Source organism: uncultured Pseudosulfitobacter sp. (assembly GCF_963976325.1).
GTDB lineage: Bacteria > Pseudomonadota > Alphaproteobacteria > Rhodobacterales > Rhodobacteraceae > Pseudosulfitobacter.
Genome location: NZ_CAXBJW010000023.1, coordinates 1 through 17,229, shown reverse-complemented (window position 1 = coordinate 17,229; position 17,229 = coordinate 1). Strand labels below are relative to the sequence as shown.

Genomic DNA, 17,229 nt, shown 5'->3' with positions numbered 1-17,229 from the left:
ATCGCCCTTCAGCCAGTTGCAGACCACGAACAGGTAGGGATCGGCCAGCGACAGGGTGTCGCCCATCACAAACGGACCTTTCAGCGCGTGATCTTCGATATAGCGCGCCGAGGTCGCCATGGTCTGCGGCACCTTGGCTTTCATGTCGTCAAAGCTGGACTGTTGGTCCGCCCAGCGGCTGCCGCGCATCTTGTGGGCGTGGTTGATGTGCATCGTCGAGGCCAGATAGTACATGACGCTGCGCATGTGCACCGCATCCAGCGGGTTGGCGGGCACAAGACCGGCCTGCGGGGCGCTGGCGGCGATGTAATCCAGCAGTGCGCCGGTTTCGGTCAGCATCTGGCCCTGCACCTCAAGCGTGGGCACGCGGCCCTTGGGGTTCTTGGCCAGATACGGGGCTTTGGTCTGCTCGGCGTCGGCAAAGCTGACCTTGGTGGTGGTATAGTCCAACCCTGCCTCTTCCAGCGTGATGGCGACGGCAATCGAGATGGTGCCGGGGGCGTAATACAGATGCATGTGCGTGGCTTTCTGAAAGGGTCAAACGTGGGTTTGGGCGTGGTGCCGGTCGGGGTGTTCCAGATGCGGCACCGCGTTGAACAGAACGGGTGACCACGTGCCGCCCACCGGGAACAACCGGTGCTGCGAGGTGTTCATGATCGCCAACGCCAGATTGGCCATGGCGCGGATGTCCAGCCCCATGTGCTGACGCATCGCCATCGAAATCAGCCCGCCGGATGTGATCACCAGGGCAGGGCCATCGCCGGCGGCAATCTCGGTCAATGCTTCGCTGACACGGGTTTCGAATTGTTCAAATGTCTCGGGCACATTGACGATTTCGCCGTTCTGCCAGGCGGCAAAGACACGCGGCAGGTGGGCCGTGAATTCGACCTGTTCGGTTGGGATCGGTATGCCCTGTTCGTCGCGCAGGGCGGCGGCCAGGTTGAAATACTCCAGCTCGTTCAGTCGCGCATCACGGATCGGCGTCAGCCCCGTTTCCATCGCGTCGGCGGTTTCGATATGACGGCGCAATGTGCCGGTATAAAGCCGCATGTGGTGCTGGCCGGTATCGCGCATATGGGCACCCAGCCATGCGGCTTGCTGAAAGCCCAGGGGCGACAGGCGGTCATAGGATTCTTCGTCGGTGGCACCGGAATTGGCCTGACCGTGCCGGATAAGAGTGATGTGGGACATGGGCAGCCTTTCGCGCTTTGACGCCGTTGTAGGCGAGGAGCGCGGGCGTGGAAAGTGCCGCGCGGGTGCACGCAAACCAAATTCGGGTAAAATGTGGCTTGATCTCAAGTAGGGTTGAGCAATTACATAGGTCATCGTCAGTAGGAGAAGACGATGACCCAAGCCCCCGATATAATCACCACACCCGTGCCGGAAGCCTATGTTTCGTGGCGTGAGTTTCTGAGCGGCGGGCACACGGCCGCGCTGATTCTGGTCAGCCTTGCGGTGATGCTGCACGCCGCCGACAGTTTGATCGTGGCCACGATGCTGCCGTCGATTGTGGCCGACATCCAGGGCGCGTCGTTGGTCGGGCTGGCGGTGTCGCTGTACGAGATGGGCTCGATCGTGGCGGGCGCTGCCAGCGCGATCCTGACCATCCGGATCGGATTGCGGCATCCGATGGCGCTGGCGGCGGGGATGTTCGGGCTGGGCTGTCTGGTCAGTGCCGTCAGCCCGACGATGGCGCTGTTTCTGGTCGGGCGCACGCTGCAAGGGCTGGGCGGCGGCGGCATGGTGGCGATGTGTTTTATCGCCATCGGCGTGCTGTTCCCCCGCCGTTATGCCGCGCGGGCGCTGGCGGTTGTATCGACGATCTGGGGCGTTTCGTCCTTTTTAGGGCCGCTTTTTGGCGGTGCATTTGTCGCCTATGCGACGTGGCGCTGGGGGTTTGTGTGCTTTGGTGCGGTGGCGTTTGGTCTGGGTGTGTGGATTTTCATGCGTCCGCAAAACGAGCCTGCACCGCAGCAAAGCGCCGGGGCCGTGTTTCCGTTTCGCCGGCTTATGCTGCTTTGCATTGCCATCCTGCTGATCGCGGCCAGCGGAGTCAGCATCGCCCCCTTGCGCAGCGGTGTGACGATCCTGTGCGGGATCGCGGCCCTTGGCCTGTTCCTGTGGCTGGACGCGCGTGCGGGCGACAGCCGGATGTTGCCGCGTCGGCCCTTTGATCTGCGCACGCGGATCGGGGCGGCGTTGGTGATGATTGTCACGCTGTCCATGGCCACCATCGCAATTGCGGCCTTTGGCCCGTTGCTGATCACGGCGATTCACGACGCGCCCGCGCTGACCGTCGGTTACGTGGTCAGCTGCGGGTCGATCGGTTGGACGCTGGCTGCGATCCTTGTCAGTGGATTGTCCGAGCGCACCGACCGGATGATGATTGCGCTGGGCATGGGGTTGGTCGCGGCCAGCGTGCCGGGGATGCTGTATGCGGTGCCGCAGGGGCCGCTGTGGCTGATCGCGTTGATTGCCCTGATCGAGGGGATCGGTTTTGGCATGGCGTGGACATTCGTGTTGCGCCGGACCGAGGCGCTGGTGCCGCCTGCCGATCTGCAACGTATCGCGGGGGCAATCCCCACGGTGCAGCGGTTGGGCTATGCACTGGGCGCGGTTTATGTGGGGTTGGTGGCCAATGCGGCAGGCATCCTGACCATGACCACCGGCCCTAGCGCCGTGCGGGTGGCCGAATGGGTTTACATCGCCTGCCTGCCGCTGGCGGCGCTGGGGCTGGTGGCAACGCTGGCTTTTGTGCGCAAGTGAACGGTGCGACCTTTATCGGAAACGCCAGTGGCGCAAATTCGGGTTCGGGCGTCGGGAATGGGAGTCCCGCGCCTGCGCGCGTGTTGATAGAAGGGGGGAGTGCTTTGGGAGGCAAGAGCGATGTCGGACGTGGTAAAGTTTGTGCTGGACGGACAAGAGGTTGAGGCCGAGGCCGGTCTGACCATCTGGGAAGTGGCCAATGGCCGCGGTCTGGTCATCCCGCATTTGTGCCACAAACCGGCCCCCGGCTACCGCCCGGACGGCAACTGCCGCGCCTGCATGGTCGAGATCGAGGGTGAGCGTGTGTTGGCCGCGTCCTGCATCCGCGAACCCAGCGAGGGCATGGTCGTCACCACCAATTCCGCCCGTGCCGAAACCGCGCGCAAGATGGTGGTCGAAATGCTGGTGACAGACCAGCCCGCCCGGGACGTCGCCCACGACAAATCCGCCCACCTGTGGGATATGGCCGCGCTGAACGGTGTCAGCGAAATCCGTTTCCCGAAGCTGGAAGAGGGCCGTATTCCGCTGCTGGACGACAGCCACGTGGCGATGCGCGTGAACCTGGATGCCTGCATTCAATGCGGGCTGTGCGTGCGCGCCTGCCGCGAGGTGCAGGTGAACGACGTGATCGGTATGGCCGGGCGCGGGCATGATGCTTATCCCGTCTTTGATATGGACGACCCGATGGGCGACAGCACCTGTGTGGCCTGCGGCGAATGTGTGCAGGCCTGTCCGACGGGGGCGTTGATGCCCGCCACGGTCGTGGACGCGGATCAGGTAGGTGACAGCGCGGATTTCGACGATGAGGTCGACAGCATCTGCCCGTTCTGCGGCGTCGGCTGCCAGATCAGCCTGAAGGTCAAGGACGGCAAGGTGAAATACGTCGAGGGTATCAATGGCCCCGCGAACGAGGGCCGGTTGTGCGTCAAGGGGCGCTTTGGCTTTGACTATATCCACCACGATCACCGCCTGACCAAACCGCTGATCCGCCGCGATGATGCGCCTGCCAAGGGGCTGAACGTGGACCCGGACAACTGGCAGACCCATTTCCGCGAGGCGTCATGGGAAGAGGCGCTGGATTTTGCCGCCGCCGGCATGAAGGGGCGGGGCCGCGAGGTGGCAGGCTTTGGCAGTGCGAAATGCACCAATGAAGAGGCATACCTGTTCCAGAAGATGATCCGCCAAGGCTTTGGCCACAACAACGTCGATCATTGCACGCGGCTGTGCCACGCGTCGTCGGTGGCGGCGCTGATGGAGAACGTGGGCAGCGGTGCCGTTACGGCCACGTTCAACGAGATCGAGAACGCCGATGTGGCCATCGTGATCGGGGCCAACCCGATTGAAAACCACCCCGTTGCGGCGACCTATTTCAAACAGTTCACCAAGCGCGGCGGCAAGCTGATCGTGATGGACCCGCGCGGGCAGGCGCTGAAACGCTTTGCCAGCCACATGCTGCAATTCCGCCCCGGTGCGGATGTGTCGATGCTGAACGCGATCATGCACACGATTGTCGAGGAAGGGCTGTACGACCAGCAATACATCGACGCCTATACCGAGAACTGGGAGGCCGAAAAGGCGCACCTGAAGGATTTCAGCCCCGAGAAAATGGCCCCGATGTGCGGCATTGACGCGGAAATGCTGCGCGATGTGGCGCGGACCTTTGCCGGGGCCAAGGCGGCGATGATTTTCTGGGGCATGGGCGTGTCGCAGCACATCCACGGCACCGACAACAGCCGCTGCCTGATCTCGCTGGCGCTGATGACGGGGCAGGTGGGGCGGCCCGGGTCGGGGCTGCACCCGCTGCGGGGCCAGAACAACGTGCAGGGCGCGTCCGATGCGGGGCTGATCCCGATGTTCCTGCCCGATTATCAGGACGTCACCGACGAAGGCGTGCGCCGTGCCTTTACCGAGGTTTGGGGCACGGAGGATTTCTCGGCCGAGAAGGGACTGACCGTGACCGAGATCATGGACGCGGTGCACGCGGGCGACATCAAGGCGATGTATGTGCTGGGCGAAAACCCCGCCATGTCCGACCCCGACGTGGAACACGCCCGCGATGCGCTGGCCAAGCTGGACCATCTGGTGGTGCAGGATATTTTCATCACCGAAACCGCGAACTATGCCGACGTAATCCTGCCGGCATCGGCCTTTGCCGAGAAGACGGGCACAGTGACCAACACCAACCGTCAGGTCCAGATGGGCCGCGCGGCGGTGACCCCGCCGGGTGAGGCGCGCGAGGACTGGTGGATCGAGGTCGAACTGGCCAAGCGGTTGGGGTTGGGCTGGACCTATACCAACCCATCCGAGGTCTTTGCCGAGATGGCGCTGAACATGCCGTCGCTGGACAACATCACCTGGGACCGGCTTGAGACACAGAACGTGGTAACCTATCCGTCGTTGTCTCCGACCGATCCTGGTCAGGCCATCGTCTTTGGTGACGGGTTCCCGCGCAAGGACGGGCGGGCGAAATTCACCCCTGCGGCGGTGATTGCGCCCGATGATGTGCCGGATGCGGAATATCCGATGATCCTGACCACGGGCCGGCAGTTGGAGCATTGGCACACCGGGTCGATGACCCGCCGCGCCACGGTGCTGGACGGGATTGAACCCGAGGCGAACTGTTCGCTGCACCCGTCGACCCTGCGCAAGCTGGGTGTGGCGGCGGGCGGGCACGTGCGGTTGACCACAAAGCGGGGCAGCATCACGGTGATGGCCCGCGAGGATCGCGCGGTTGCCCCGGATATGGTGTTCCTGCCCTTTGCCTATGTCGAGGCGGCGGCGAACATCCTGACCAATTCGGCGGTGGACCCATACGGCAAGATCCCCGAGTTCAAATTCTCGGCAGTAAGGGTCGAGGCGGCTGAGGCTGTGGCCGCCGAGTAGGCGGTGGCGGGGTCAGGCGTATTTGTCGAGCAGGTACAGAATCACCGCCACCACCGCAGTCAGGGCAAAAATGCCCAGCTTGCGGAACTCTGCGCTGGTGTTCAGTTTCTGCGTGGTCGCGGGAAAGGCCCAGGCGGCCAAGCGTACCGCGGTGCCAGACAGTCTGAGCGTGCGGGCGAGTTTGGAAATGACGGCAATCCCCAGCATGGTCAGCCAACGCAGGAACATGAAAAGGACCGCCAGAGCGATGATCTGGATGACGTAATCTTCTGGCCCGCGCATTCGTTGCACGCTTAGCGACAGCAACCAAAGCACAGCGAAGATAGCGGCCTTGTGCCAAAAGTATGTTTCCTTGTTTTTCGAAGTCTTCGTGCTGACGGGCCTTGAGGTCTGCGGCACAGACCGCGCGTGGCCATACATCAGCAGTTGATAGTCTTGTCGCCAGCCCAGCCGTTTGCTGGCGCCGACACCGTCGGTGGCCCATTGGAAATGGGTTTCGATGACAACGGCCATTTCGGTGGGATAGCCTGTTTCGGGATCTTTCAGTCGCGTTTGAAGCGTATCGTAAAGATGCGCTTCAAGAGAGCGGCGTAGCGTCAGATCATGGGACATGTCCAAAGACAGCAGCGCATCCAGAGCTTTGGTATCCCAGTACGTGTTGCGCAGCGCGTCATTGAATTTGGTCTGGAATATCGACTGTGCCTTGGCCGGGTCCTCTTGCGCCATGGCGTCAAGCTGGCCAATGGCGATACCCCACGGTTGCGCGGGTTTGGGCTGCGCGGGTTCAGGGTGTTTGCCTGGATCGACCGGTGTTTCGGGTTCTGGCGCGGTGTCCGGCACGTGGGTTTCGGGTTGGACGGGGGGCGGCCTGAGCGGCTCTTGCAGTGGGATGGGCGGTGCATCATCCGGTAGGGAATCCAGCCCTGTGCGTCCTTCCACAATGTCGGCCATGCGCGGGCGCTTGGGGGCGGCCTTTTCTTTCAGCGCCCCTGTCTTGGCCGCGGCAAAGGCATCGCGCAGCGCGCCAAAGGCGTCGGGATCGTTGCGGTCGATCTGTTTCAGCCGCGCGGCATAGGCGCGTTTGACCTCGCGTTCGGTTGCGCGTTTCTCAAGGCCCAGTTCGGACCATGGCCACCTAGGAGACATAGTAATCGTCGATCCGGTCCAGCGTTTCGCCCATGTCGCCGCGCATCCGCGAAATCTCGGCGGGGTCCTGCCCTTCGAGCGCGCTTTCGAATTCCATCAACATGCCTTGCAACAGGTGCCGGTCGTCACCGGTGGCCATTTCGTACAGGCGGCGAATACGGGCCAGAAAGGCGGTGTTTTCCTCGTCCTCGCGCGGGTGCATCTTGAACGTCTGCATTTGTTTCAGCCGTTTGGCGATGTCTGCCTCGGTCAGGTTCGACACGTTGTCGCGGATCACCAGCCCCGCTTTTTTGCCGGTGCTGATCGACGTTGCCTCGACCTCGATCAGGCCCGACGGATCATAGGTGATGCGCACGAACATGCCCTCGTGGCCGGCCTTGCCTTTGGGCACGTCCAGATTGAACTGGCCCAGATGCACGTTATCGCTGACCTTGGGGGCCTCGCCCTGATAGATGTCGACGCGCAGTTGGGTCTGGTTGTCGTCCATCGTTGAAAAGCTGCTTTGCCGCGACGCGGGCAGGGGTGTGTTGCGTTCGATGATCGGTTGGAAGAAGCCGCCGATGACGGTGCCGTTTTTCAGCTTGGTCGCGGTTTCGATGCCCACCGAGAAGGGCGAGACATCGGTCATCACCACGTCGTCCAGCGCGCGGTCTTCAGCAACCAGCGCCGCCTGTACCGCCGCCCCCAGCGCCACCGCATGATCGGGGTCGATGGTCATTTCCGGCAGCCGCTTGAACTGGCGGGCGACCATCTGGCGGATCATCGGCATGCGGGTGGCGCCGCCCACAAGAATGACGCGGTCCAGCGCGTCGGTATCAAGGCCGGTGTCGTAAAAACACCGCTCGATCGGGCGGTGCAGGCGTTTGATCAGCGCGGCGCAGGCGGTCTCGAAATCGGCGCGGCTGAGGCTGAGGGTGTGGTGCGCGCCGTCAAGTTTCAGGCGGGCTTCGAAGTCGTCCTTGCCGCTTAGATGCCGCTTGGCCACATCGGCTTGCAGGCGCAACTGGTGCTGGGCGTCCTTGCCCAGCTTGGCCCAGGGTGTGCCGATCTTGTCCGCCATCGCCTTGGCCAGCGCTTCCGAGAAATCCTCGCCGCCCAGAAAGGCATCGCCGGACGAGGCTTTGACCTCCATCACGCCGTCGAAATGTTCCAGCACGGTCACGTCAAAAGTGCCACCGCCAAGGTCAAAGACCAGAAACTGGCTTTCGCCGTCCCGATCTTGCAGGCCGTATGCCAGCGCCGCCGCCGTGGGTTCGTTGACCAGCCTCACCGCGTTCAAGCCGGCCATGGCGCAGGCGGCCATCGTCGCCTGACGCTGGCCCTGATTGAAATAGGCGGGCACGGACACGACCACATCGCGGATGGTCTGGCCAAGGGCCGCCTCGGCGTCGTCCTTGAGCTTGCGCAGCACCAGCGAGGACAGTTCCTCGGCCCGCAATTTCTTGCGGCCCAGCTGAAATGTCGTGTCTGTCCCCATGGCGCGTTTGAATGCGGCGGCTGTGTCCTTGGGGTGGGTGGTCTGGCGATCGCGCGCGGCGTCGCCCACCAGCACTTTGTCGCCCTCAAGAGATACCACAGAAGGCGTCAGGCTGTGGCCCAACGCATTGGCCAGCAGGCGCGGCGCGCCGTCTTCGAACACGGCGATCAACGAGTTGGTGGTGCCAAGATCAATACCGATAATGGGCTGGGCCATGGACTTTTTACCTTGTGGCAGGGCATGTTGCCCACGTTATTTCGTGGGCAAGGGCGGTGGTCAACCGCGGGGGGATGAATATGCAGGTAGACGGTCAGCGGTTTCTGAAGGATTTGCACACATTGCGCCGTTTTGGCGCGCAAGGGGTGGGCGTGGTGCGGCCTGCCTATTCCGAACCGGATGTTGCGGCGCGTGCGTGGCTGGCCGATCAGATGCGTGACGCGGGGCTGCGGGTCGAGATGGACGCGATGGGCAACCTGTTCGGGCTGGCGGACGGGCCGTCGATCCTGTTGGGGTCGCACAGCGACAGCCAGCCGACGGGCGGATGGCTGGACGGTGCGCTGGGCGTGATTGCGGCGCTGGAGATTGCCCGCGCGGCGGGCGGCGGCGTGTCGGTGGTGTCGTTTCAGGACGAAGAGGGCCGGTTCGGCGTGACCACGGGCAGTGCCGTCTGGTCGGGCAACCTGGCGCAGGACACGGCGGATGCGCTGGAGGATCATGCGGGCCAATCGCTGGCCGAGGCGCGGCAGGCCATGGCGGATATGGTCACCGGCCCCGTCGATCCGGCGCAGTTCACCGGCTATATCGAGATGCACATCGAACAGGGGCCGTATCTGGAGGCCAATGGCGAACAGATCGGCGTGGTGGAACATATCGTCGGCATCCGCGACATGGTCATCACCATGACCGGCCAGCAGAACCACGCGGGCACCACGCCGATGCACCTGCGCCAGGATGCGTTCCAGGCGCTGAGTGCGTTCAACACGGCGCTGAACGACCGGCTGCGCAATGTGGTGACGCCCAGCACCGTGTGGACCATTGGCCATGTGTCGCTGTCACCCAATGCCTCGTCCATCGTGCCCGGACAGGTACGGTTTTCGATGCAGTGGCGCGACGGCGAGGGCGACCGGTTGGTGCGGATGGAGAAGATCATTCGCGACCTGGCCGAAGAGATCGCGGCAGAGCGGAACATGACGGTGGCGTTCGGGCCGATGCTGGGGCTGGAGCCGGTGCAGATGGACGCGCGCCTGCGTGGCGCGCTGGAGGGGGCCGCCGAAGTGGAGGCGCCGGGCAAGTGGCGCGTCATGCCCTCGGGGGCGCTGCATGATGCGACCAACCTGTCACGGCTGATGCCGGTGGCGATGCTGTTCGTGCCGTCGATTGGCGGGATCAGCCATGCGTTCGAGGAAGACACGGCCGAGGAGGATCTGGTCGCGGGTCTGCGCGTGATGGCGCGGGCGGTGGATCAGCTGCGGGCCGGATAAGGGGCGCTGCCCCTCGGCCTGCGGCCTCACCCCGGAGTTTGTTTGGCAAGATGAAGGGGGACGGTGTCGCGTATGTATCCGCGTTGCAGGGCGCGCTGGCGGTAGGTGTCGGCGACCTGTGATGCGGCGCGCAGGTCGGTGTGGCACGAGGTGATCGTGCGCGGCGTGCCGCCAACCGCGCCCCATTCGCGGGTCACGGATGCCTCTTCGAACAGGTTGCGCGAAATTTCGACGCGGTAGAACAACGGGCGGGCCTTGCCGGTGCGGTAAAGAAGGGCTTGCAGCATCGTCAGCTCCAGTGAACGTCTCCGAGAAAGATATAACCTGCGCCGTAGATTGTCTTGATCAATTGTGGATTTTTCGGGTCTTCGCGCAGTTTTGTGCGCAGCCGCGAGATGCGCACATCCATCGCGCGGTCAAAGCTTTCTCCGGCACCTCCGCCGAGCGATTCCTGCATCTGCGCCCGCGAGATCAGGCGGCGCGGACTGGACAGGAAAAGCCGCAACACTTCGCCCTCGGCGTGGGAAAAGGGGGTTTCGTCGCCTGCATCGTCAACCAGCGCGTAGCGTTCGAACAGGGCCGTCCACCCCTTGAACCGGGCGGTGTTGCCGCTGTGGGTGGGCTGGTGGTTGGATCGCAGGCGGGCGCGGACGCGGGCGACGACCTCGGCGGGATCAAAGGGTTTGATGATGTAATCATCCGCCCCCAGCTCCAGCCCCGTCACCTTGTCCTGCACCTGTGCGCGGCCCGAGATGATGATGACCGTGGCCCCCTGTTCCAGCGCCAGACGGTGCACGATGGTCAGCCCGTCGGTGTCGGGCAGGCCCAGATCGACAAGGCAGACATCGGGCTTGTGGGTTTTCAACGCCGCTTCGAAGGCCGAGGCGCGGGCAAAGCTGAGGGTGCGAAACCCCGCCTCTTCCAATGCGTCGGCCAGCATTGTGCGAATGGCGGGTTCGTCGTCCAGAATTGTCACAAGGGGGCTGTCGGATTTGGTCATTGTGCGGCCTGCGGCATCAGAAGTGCGGCAAGATCATCCGCACAAAAGGGTTTTTGCAGCACCGGCGCGCGGGTCAGGGCGGCGCGGTGCATCGGGTCGGACACGGGCAGCGAGGTCATCAGGATGATCGGTGTGCCTGCGTCTTTCAACCGGTCCACCAGATCAATCCCCGAGGCGGCCCCCAGCCGGATGTCGCTGAGGATCAGGCCGATGTCGGGCAGGGCGGCGGTCAGTGCCGTTGCCTCGTCGACGCTGGCGGCCTCGATCACGGAATGGCCCAGGCCCATCAGCATGTCGCGGTACAGCGCGCGCAGGTCGTCGCGGTCTTCGACCAGCAGGACCATGCCGCCGGTGACCGGCGCGGGCCGGTTCAGGGGCAGGCGCAGGCGCACCTCGGCCCCGATCATGGTGTTGTGCAGCCCAAGGTGTCCGCCAGCGGTTTTGGTCATGTCATAGACCATCGGCAGCCCCAGCCCCGAGCCTTCGCCGCCCTTGGTGGTAAAGAACGGATCGCACGCCTTGTGCAGCGCCTCGTCCGAGAAGCCGGGACCGGTGTCGGTGACGGTGAATTCGACCCAGGTTTCACCGATGGCGGCGGCAGTCAGGGTGATCGTGCCCTTGGCCCCGCAAGCGTCGCGGGCGTTCAGGATCAGGTTCAGCAGGCTGTCCTGTACCATGCCGGTGTCCAGCAGCAGCGGACCCGGTGGCAGGGTGCAGTCCACGCGCAGCGTCTGACCCGCGGGCAACGTGGGCGAGGCCAGCGTGGCCACGTCCGCCAGCAGGCCTGCCACCTCGACCGGACCGGGCCGCAGCACGCGGGCGGCGGTGGCGTTGGCAATGCCATCGAGCAGATGACCGCCACGACGGGCGGCGGCGCGGGTGCCTTCGATCAGGGGGACGGCACCGTCGGGCAGGTCGTCCATCCGCTCAAGCTTGCTTTGCAGGCCCAGGATGATGGTCAGCAGGTTCGAGAAATCATGCGCCAGGCCGGATGTCATTTGCGCCGCCAGCGCCCGCTTGCGGTTTTGTTGCAAGGCGACGCGGGCCTGGGTTTCTTCGGTGACGTCCATCGACAGGATATAAGCCCCCTGCGCTGTATCGGGGGTAAAGGCGGCGCGGATGCGGCGGGCGCTGGGGCCGTCGGTGAATTCAAACACCGACGGTCGACCTTCGTACGCGGCCTGAAGATGCGGCGCGATCATCGCGTGGTTGGTGGCCCCCAACGCGTCAGAAATGTGCAGGCCCATCAGGTCGCTGGGGCGGTCGGGCAGGATGCTGGACAGGCGGCGGTTGGTATAGGTGTAGTGCCCGGTTTCATCGACATGGGCGATGTGCGCGGGCATCATTTCTGTCACCAGACGGGTGCGCGCTTCCATCTCGGTCAGCTCGCGCTTGGCCTCTTCCAGCGCGGCGACTGTGGCCGAAAGCTGGCGGTTGGTCGCGGCCAGCTCTTCCGAGCGGGACAGAACCATATCCGACAGCGCATCGGACCGCGCGCGCAGCATGTGTTCCTGATCCTTGGTGCGGGTGATGTCGGTATAGACCGTGACCCAGCCGCCCTGCGGCAGCGGCGCGCCCTCGACCGAGATGGTGCGCCCGTTGGCGCGGGTGCGCTCCATGTAATGCGGTTCGAACGCGCGGGCGGTGCGGACACGTTCGGCGACAAAGGCTTCGATGTCGTCGATGGGGCCGTATTCGCCGTGGGTGGCGATGTGGCGGATGGTGTCCTCGAATGTCGCACCGGGTTGCACCAGCGCATCGGGCAGGCGGAACATCTGCTGAAAGGCCACATTGCAGACCGACAGGCGCAGGTCGTTGTCATAGATAGACAGCGCCTGGGCGATCAGGTTCAGCCCGGCGGTGGTCAGCGCCCTGTTCTGGTCATCGTTGCGTGGCACGTGGCGATCCTCCGCCGATGGGGGTAGCATCGCGGGCGGCAATCGCAAAGGGGTGGTTTGCGCGGGCCAGCGAAGATGGGTACAGATTGCGCCATGAGAACCCTTGCCGCAATCGCGTTGATCTGCACTGCCACGGCGCCGCAGGCGCATCCGCATATCTTTATTGATGCGGGCCTGACGGCGATTGTGGACGACAAGGGGGCATTGCAGGCGATCAAGGTCACCTGGGCCTATGACGCGTTCTATTCGCTGCTGGTCACCGAAGATGCGGGCGTTGATCCGGATGGCGACGCCGTTCTGACAAAGGACGAAGAAGCGCAGTTGCGCGGTTTCGACATGCAATGGATCGACGGGTACAACGGCGATCTGGTGGCCCGGCTGGATGGGGAAGCGTTGGTGCTGTCAGGTCCGCGCGATGCCACGCTGATCATGCGCGAGGGGCGTCTGGTCACCACCCATGTGCGCGACGTGGCCGGCGCGCCGATGCTGGCCGGTCATAGCCTGTCGCTGAAGCCATACGATCCGACCTATTACACCTCTTATGATGTCACGATGAATGTGACGGTGCAGGGTCTTGAGGGGTGCACCGTTGCGCGCAACTTGCCCGATCTGGATGCCGGGATGAAACAGTTGCAAGACGCGCTGTCCAAGCTGGGGCGCGATCAGGATGCAATCGAGGAAGGCTTTCCCGAAGTGGGCGAGGCCTTTGCCACCGACGTGGAAATCACGTGCGCGCCCCGCTGATCGCTTTGCTGGCGCTGCTGGCCGCAGTGGGCTGGTGGCTGTGGCCCGGTGGCGGGATGGCCGGGATTGGCCAGATGGCAGCCGGCTATCAGCGGTCCTTTCAGAACGAGATGGCGCTGACCCTGCGCGCCACCAAGGCGGGCAACGCGGGCGCGTTCTGGACGCTGCTGGGCGTGTGCTTCGCCTATGGCTTTTTCCACGCGGTCGGGCCGGGGCATGGCAAGGTGCTGATCGGCGGGTATGGGTTGGGGCGTCGGGTGACGGTCTGGCGGCTGGGGGCGATTGCGCTGCTGTCGTCGCTGGGGCAGGCGGTGACGGCGATTGTGCTGGTGCAAGGCGGGCTGTGGCTGTTTGCGCTGACCCGTGACCAGATGGTCGGTGCGGCCGAGGATGTGATGGCCCCCGTCAGCTACGGTGCGATTGTGCTGATCGGGCTTTGGTTGCTGGCGCGCGGTGCGCGGCGGATGCTGCGGCGACCTGCGGTGCACGACCACGACCACGAGGACAGCCATGACGACGGCACCTGCACCCATTGCGGGCACCGACACGCCCCCAGCGTCGAAGAGGTCGCAGGCCTGACATCGCTGCGCGAGGCGCTGTTGTTGATTGCAGGCGTGGCGATCCGGCCCTGCACGGGGGCGCTGTTTGTGCTGGTGATCACGCATGGCATGGGCATTGCGGGCGCGGGCATTGCCGGTGTCTTTGCCATGTCTATCGGCACGGCCGTTGTCACGGTTGCCGTGGGCACGGGTGCCGTGGGCGTGCGGCACGGTCTGTTGGGCAGCGTGGCGGGGGGGCCGTGGGCCGCTGGCTTGCTGCCGCTGGTCGAGATGGCCGCCGGTGCGCTGGTTGTGATCGGCGCGGGCGGATTGTTGTTGCGCGCGCTTTGAGGCGACAGGCTCTGCCCGCCGTCGTACGCCATGTAACAATTCGTTAGAATCCAGCAAACATCCCGAAAAAGTTGACCGCGAGTGTGCATCCAGCATGATTTGCGTGGAGGATTCGCACGTCACGCGAAAAGGCCCGGCGCGGCAACAGCGGCGGGTTCGGGAGGAGAACACATTGACCAAGACGCTGGAAGGCGCCGAAGGACTGCGGTCTGTACCGGCGTTGCTGCATCGAAATGCGACCCAGTTCGCAGATGCCCCCGCCTATCGCGAAAAAGAGTTTGGTATCTGGCAAAGCTGGACCTGGTCGCAGGCGCTTGAGGAAATCGAGGCGCTGGCGCTGGGGATGATCGACCTTGGCGTGGCCGAGGGCGATTTCGTCGCCGTGATCGGGCGCAACCGGCCCCGGCTGTACTGGGCGATGATGTCGGCACAGATGTGCGGTGCCATTCCGGTCCCCTTGTACAACGACGCGGCTGCCGAAGAGATGGCCTATACCATGGGGCATTGCGGTGCCAAGTTCGTGGTGGCGGGCGACCAGGAGCAGGTCGACAAGGTCATGGAAATTCAGGACCAACTGCCGCAGTTCGAAGAGATGATCTATCTTGATGCGCGCGGCCTGCGCAAATACGACCATGACAAATTGCGGTCTTATGAGCAGGTCCAGCACAATGGTCGCGCCAAGCGTGAAGACCTGATTGCAGACATGAAAGCCCGCATTGCCAAGCTGGATTACGACAGCACTGCGGTGATGTTGTACACATCCGGCACCACCGGCAACCCAAAGGGCGTGGTGCTGAGCAACCGCAATGTCATCGAAACCTCGCGCACCAGTTCGGAATTTGACGGCCTGCGCCAGACAGATGACATTCTGGCCTATCTGCCGATGGCATGGGTGGGCGATTTCATCTTTTCCGTCGGACAGGCGCTGTGGACGGGCTATTGCACCAACTGCCCCGAAAGCCCCGAGACGATGATGACCGACCTGCGCGAGATCGGGCCGACCTATTATTTCGCCCCGCCGCGCGTGTTTGAAAACCAGCTGACCAACGTGATGATCCGGATGGAGGACGCCAGCCCGCTGAAAAAGCGCATGTTTGACCACTTCATGGCCCATGCGCGCAAGGTCGGGCCGGATTTGCTGGACGGCAAGCCCGTGGGCCTGATGGACCGGCTGAAATACAAGCTGGGTGATCTGCTGGTCTACGGCCCGCTGAAAAACACGCTGGGCTTTACCCGCGTGCGCGTAGGCTACACTGCGGGCGAGGCGATCGGGCCGGAAATCTTTGATTTCTACCGGTCGCTGGGGATCAACCTGAAACAGCTTTACGGTCAGACCGAAGCCACGGTTTACATCACTGCGCAGCCGGACGGACAGGTGCGCAGCGACACGGTGGGCGTGGTGTGCCCGGGCGTCGAGTTGAAGATCAACGACACCGGCGAAGTCTATTACCGCTCGCCCGGCGTGTTCGTCGAATACTATAAGAACCCCGAAAGCACCGCCGACACCAAGGACGCCGAAGGCTGGGTTGCGACGGGCGACGCGGGCTTTATCGAGCCTGATACAGGCCACTTGCGCATCATCGACCGCGCCAAGGATGTGGGCAAGATGGCCGACGGGTCGCTGTTCGCGCCGAAATACGTCGAGAACAAGCTGAAGTTCTATCCCAATATTCTGGAGGCTGTCGTGTTCGGCAACGGGCGCGATGAATGCACCGCTTTCATCAACATCGACCTGACGGCGGTCAGCAACTGGGCCGAGCGCAACAACATTGCCTATGCGTCCTATCAGGAGCTTGCAGGGCATCCGCAGGTGCTGGCCACGATCCAGAGCCACGTGGAAGCGGTCAACCGTTCGGTCGCCGAGGACGAGATGCTGTCGGGCTGTCAGGTCCACCGCTTTGTCGTGCTGCACAAGGAACTGGACGCCGACGACGGCGAACTGACCCGCACCCGCAAAGTGCGCCGCAAGAAGATCGAGGAGAAGTTCCACGACATCATCACGGCGCTTTATGACGGGTCCGAGCAGATCAGCACGGTGACCGAAGTGACCTATGAGGATGGCCGCAAGGGCGCGATCAAGGCGACGCTGGAAATTCGCGATGCGGCGGTTCAGCAGGTCGCAACGCGGATGGCGGCGGAATGATGGGGTTTGCATCTGTGGGCCACGGGGCCGTGGCAAGCCGGCCCTCCGGGGGGGATTTTTTTGAACCAGAGAAGCAGGGGGACGTGTGATGCTGGATCAGGCAGAAGGCTACACAACCGCAGACGGGCGCAGGATTGGCCCGGTCGTGATGGAGATGAAGAACATCACCCTGCGCTTTGGCGGCGTCGAGGCGATCAAGGACATCTCGTTTGACATCCGCGAAGGCGAGATCCGGGCGATCATCGGGCCGAACGGGGCCGGTAAATCGTCGATGTTGAACGTGATCTCGGGGTTCTACGTGCCGCAAGAGGGGCAGGTGTTCTATCAGGGGCAACCGCGACCGCCGATGAAGCCGTTTCAGGTGGCGCGGCAAGGGATTGCACGGACGTTCCAGAACATTGCGCTGTTCGAAGGCATGAGCGTTCTGGACAACGTGATGACGGGCCGTTTGACGCACATGCAGACCGGCCTGTTCTGGCAGTCGATGTGGAAGGGCCGCGCCGAAGCGGAAGAGACCGCCAACCGCGAAGTGGCCGAGAAGATCATCGACTTTCTTGAAATTCAGGCGATCCGCAAGACGCCGGTGGCACGTCTGCCCTACGGCTTGAAAAAGCGGGTCGAACTGGCGCGCGCACTGGCCGCCGAGCCGTCGTTGCTGCTGCTGGACGAGCCGATGGCGGGCATGAACGTCGAGGAAAAAGAGGACATGAGCCGCTTTATCCTGGATGTGAACGACGAATTCGGCACCACGATTGCGCTGATCGAGCACGACATGGGCGTGGTCATGGACCTGAGCGACCG

14 protein-coding genes are annotated in these 17,229 nt (G+C 63.6%); 7 read left to right on the top strand and 7 right to left on the bottom strand.

Features of this window, described 5'->3' with window-relative positions; translation table 11 throughout:
* Both AAC077_RS19735 and AAC077_RS19730 read right to left on the bottom strand, forming a co-directional pair.
* Positions 1 to 516 (bottom strand): glutathione S-transferase family protein (locus AAC077_RS19735; protein ID WP_339773505.1); only part of this gene is annotated, 516 nt, incomplete at its 3' end.
* Positions 517 to 537: 21 nt separating this feature from the next.
* Entirely contained in the window at positions 538 to 1,191 is a 654-nt protein-coding gene (locus AAC077_RS19730) for a histidine phosphatase family protein (RefSeq protein WP_339773503.1), read from the bottom strand.
* 153 nt (positions 1,192 to 1,344) lie between these two features.
* On the opposite strand from AAC077_RS19730, the gene AAC077_RS19725 reads away from it, so the two are divergent.
* Positions 1,345 to 2,766 (top strand): MFS transporter, encoded by a 1,422-nt coding sequence (locus AAC077_RS19725; protein ID WP_339773501.1) that lies wholly within the window; start codon positions 1,345 to 1,347, stop codon positions 2,764 to 2,766.
* 120 nt (positions 2,767 to 2,886) lie between these two features.
* Entirely contained in the window at positions 2,887 to 5,649 is a 2,763-nt protein-coding gene (fdhF, locus tag AAC077_RS19720) for a formate dehydrogenase subunit alpha (protein WP_339773498.1), read from the top strand.
* Positions 5,650 to 5,661: 12 nt separating this feature from the next.
* Here fdhF and AAC077_RS19715 read toward each other — a convergent pair whose 3' ends face one another.
* Positions 5,662 to 6,795: a hypothetical protein gene (locus AAC077_RS19715; protein WP_339773496.1), complete on the bottom strand. Its 1,134-nt coding sequence runs from the start codon at positions 6,793 to 6,795 to the stop codon at positions 5,662 to 5,664.
* Positions 6,785 to 8,488, bottom strand: coding sequence for a molecular chaperone HscC (locus AAC077_RS19710; RefSeq protein WP_339773494.1), 1,704 nt, complete (start codon positions 8,486 to 8,488; stop codon positions 6,785 to 6,787). The genes AAC077_RS19715 and AAC077_RS19710 overlap by 11 nt, the downstream gene beginning before the upstream one ends.
* A gap of 80 nt (positions 8,489 to 8,568) precedes the next feature.
* On the opposite strand from AAC077_RS19710, the gene AAC077_RS19705 reads away from it, so the two are divergent.
* Positions 8,569 to 9,753, top strand: a complete 1,185-nt coding sequence (locus AAC077_RS19705; RefSeq protein ID WP_339773492.1) for a hydantoinase/carbamoylase family amidase — start codon at positions 8,569 to 8,571, stop codon at positions 9,751 to 9,753.
* Between the two features lie 26 nt (positions 9,754 to 9,779).
* Here the strand turns inward: AAC077_RS19705 and AAC077_RS19700 are convergent, their stop codons facing one another.
* From AAC077_RS19700 to AAC077_RS19690, 3 genes are read right to left on the bottom strand one after another with little or no spacing between them, the layout of a single operon-like run.
* Positions 9,780 to 10,040: a WGR domain-containing protein gene (locus AAC077_RS19700; RefSeq protein WP_051539397.1), complete on the bottom strand. Its 261-nt coding sequence runs from the start codon at positions 10,038 to 10,040 to the stop codon at positions 9,780 to 9,782.
* Positions 10,041 to 10,042: 2 nt separating this feature from the next.
* Positions 10,043 to 10,753: a response regulator transcription factor gene (locus tag AAC077_RS19695; protein ID WP_339773488.1), complete on the bottom strand. Its 711-nt coding sequence runs from the start codon at positions 10,751 to 10,753 to the stop codon at positions 10,043 to 10,045.
* Positions 10,750 to 12,681, bottom strand: coding sequence for a PAS-domain containing protein (locus AAC077_RS19690; RefSeq protein ID WP_339773486.1), 1,932 nt, complete (start codon positions 12,679 to 12,681; stop codon positions 10,750 to 10,752). The genes AAC077_RS19695 and AAC077_RS19690 overlap by 4 nt, the downstream gene beginning before the upstream one ends.
* Before the next feature lie 63 nt (positions 12,682 to 12,744).
* Here AAC077_RS19690 and AAC077_RS19685 point away from each other — a divergent pair, with 63 nt between their 5' ends.
* From AAC077_RS19685 to AAC077_RS19670, 4 genes are all read left to right on the top strand, one after another.
* Complete coding sequence (locus tag AAC077_RS19685; RefSeq protein WP_339773484.1) at positions 12,745 to 13,395, top strand: DUF1007 family protein; 651 nt, start codon at positions 12,745 to 12,747, stop codon at positions 13,393 to 13,395.
* A complete protein-coding gene (locus tag AAC077_RS19680) occupies positions 13,380 to 14,285 on the top strand; it encodes a hypothetical protein (RefSeq protein WP_339773482.1) in 906 nt (301 codons plus the stop codon). Before AAC077_RS19685 ends, AAC077_RS19680 begins: the two co-directional genes overlap by 16 nt.
* 172 nt (positions 14,286 to 14,457) lie before the next feature.
* Positions 14,458 to 16,428 (top strand): AMP-binding protein, encoded by a 1,971-nt coding sequence (locus AAC077_RS19675; RefSeq protein ID WP_339773479.1) that lies wholly within the window; start codon positions 14,458 to 14,460, stop codon positions 16,426 to 16,428.
* 88 nt (positions 16,429 to 16,516) lie between these two features.
* Positions 16,517 to 17,229, top strand: a 713-nt coding sequence (locus AAC077_RS19670; protein ID WP_339773477.1) for an ABC transporter ATP-binding protein, incomplete at its 3' end; no start/stop codon positions are given.

Excerpts from the sequence above, each read along its gene's own strand:
- AAC077_RS19710 (WP_339773494.1), bottom strand. The coding sequence starts at position 8,488 with ATGGCCCAGCCCATTATCGGTATTGATCTTGGCACCACCAACTCGTTG.
- AAC077_RS19705 (WP_339773492.1), top strand. The coding sequence starts at position 8,569 with ATGCAGGTAGACGGTCAGCGGTTTCTGAAGGATTTGCACACATTGCGC.
- AAC077_RS19695 (WP_339773488.1), bottom strand. The coding sequence starts at position 10,753 with ATGACCAAATCCGACAGCCCCCTTGTGACAATTCTGGACGACGAACCC.
- AAC077_RS19715 (WP_339773496.1), bottom strand. The coding sequence starts at position 6,795 with ATGTCTCCTAGGTGGCCATGGTCCGAACTGGGCCTTGAGAAACGCGCA.
- fdhF (WP_339773498.1), top strand. The coding sequence starts at position 2,887 with ATGTCGGACGTGGTAAAGTTTGTGCTGGACGGACAAGAGGTTGAGGCC.
- AAC077_RS19700 (WP_051539397.1), bottom strand. The coding sequence starts at position 10,040 with ATGCTGCAAGCCCTTCTTTACCGCACCGGCAAGGCCCGCCCGTTGTTC.
- AAC077_RS19725 (WP_339773501.1), top strand. The coding sequence starts at position 1,345 with ATGACCCAAGCCCCCGATATAATCACCACACCCGTGCCGGAAGCCTAT.
- AAC077_RS19685 (WP_339773484.1), top strand. The coding sequence starts at position 12,745 with ATGAGAACCCTTGCCGCAATCGCGTTGATCTGCACTGCCACGGCGCCG.
- AAC077_RS19690 (WP_339773486.1), bottom strand. The coding sequence starts at position 12,681 with ATGCTACCCCCATCGGCGGAGGATCGCCACGTGCCACGCAACGATGAC.
- AAC077_RS19730 (WP_339773503.1), bottom strand. The coding sequence starts at position 1,191 with ATGTCCCACATCACTCTTATCCGGCACGGTCAGGCCAATTCCGGTGCC.